We start from the raw sequence: 668 nt of genomic DNA, 5'->3' as shown, positions 1-668 counted from the left end.
ATCGAGAGTGGTCGAGGGATTGGGGGAGGAGTATGGAGAGGTGGAGAGGGAGGGGGGGTGAGCGGTGGGAGGTGGAAGGGTGTGTGGGAATGTAGGATGACCATTCTTCGGAGGACGGGCCGCGACGTGGGCGGCCGTGCAGGACGGGCCGCGTGGGCGGGCTGGGAGGAGGGGCCGGCGGAGGGAGCGGCCGGGGCCGGACGGGACAGCCGGGGCCGGACAGGACACAGGGACAGGGACGGGACAGGACGGGGGACGGGGACATGTATCCGAAGGTGAAGCCTGCTCTGGCGCGGGCGTGGCGGGATCTGCAGACGGTGCAGTTCGGGGTGACGCCCGCGCACGCGGTGGTGCTCGGGCCGGTGGACACGGCGACGGGGGCGCTGATCGAACGGATCGACGGCAGCCGGGGGATGGATCTGCTGCGGGCGGAGGCGGCAGCGATAGGGCTGCCGGACGGACAGGCCGACGAGCTGGTGCGGCGGCTGGCGGCTGCCGGGCTGATCGACGACGTGACGGCGGGCGGGCCGCGCGCGCAGGCGGTGCGCCGCCGCCCGGAGGAGCTGGAGCGGCTCGGGCCCGATCTGCGGTCGCTGTCACTGGTGCGCCGCGAACCGGGCGGTGACCTGCGGGGGCTGGCGGCGCGCCGGGCCGCCCGGGTCCAGGTG

1 pseudogene is annotated in these 668 nt (G+C 74.9%); it reads left to right on the top strand.

The annotated features are described in order from the left end of the window. Window positions 1-263 precede the first annotated feature (263 nt). Window positions 264-668, top strand: a pseudogene (locus GPJ59_RS36755) (ThiF family adenylyltransferase); the annotation flags it as partial.

It is taken from the genome of Streptomyces bambusae (assembly GCF_019400985.1).
In the GTDB taxonomy this organism is placed as follows: domain Bacteria; phylum Actinomycetota; class Actinomycetes; order Streptomycetales; family Streptomycetaceae; genus Streptomyces; species Streptomyces bambusae_A.
Note: the sequence above shows the minus strand (reverse complement) of the source record. Positions and strands in the feature narration are given on the sequence as shown.